Below are 396 nucleotides of genomic sequence, written 5' to 3'. Positions count from 1 at the left end.
TGAACCGCCCCGGAAATGTAGGAGACTTCGGATCTTGGCTGTAACGGGAGATTTGAAGCATGGAAAGCGAAGGCAAGACAAGGAAGCCCACCGGCGCGCGATATTCGGACGAGGTCCGTGAGCGAGCGATCCGGATGGTGTTTGAGCACCAACACGAGTATCAAACGCAGGGCGCGGCGATCCGCTCGATCGCCTCGAAGATGGGGATGTCACGCGAGACGGTTCGCAACTGGATCGTTCAGGCTGAGCGCGACCGTGGCCAACGAGCTGGCGCGACAACTTCGGAGCTGGCGCGTCTGAAGGAACTGGAGCGCGAGAATCGTGAACTGCGCACGGCCAACGAGATCCTGCGTAAGGCCTCCGCATATTTCGCGCAGGCGGAGCTCGACCGCCGAT

At 60.9% G+C, this 396-nt stretch carries 1 pseudogene; it reads left to right on the top strand.

Annotated features, from left to right (window positions below):
- Positions 1 to 59: 59 nt before the first annotated feature.
- Positions 60 to 396 (top strand): annotated as a pseudogene (locus NCT32_RS37110) (transposase); the annotation flags it as partial.

It is taken from the genome of Caballeronia sp. INML2 (genome assembly GCF_023631365.1).
GTDB classification, from domain to species: domain Bacteria; phylum Pseudomonadota; class Gammaproteobacteria; order Burkholderiales; family Burkholderiaceae; genus Caballeronia; species Caballeronia turbans.
Note: the sequence above shows the minus strand (reverse complement) of the source record. Positions and strands in the feature narration are given on the sequence as shown.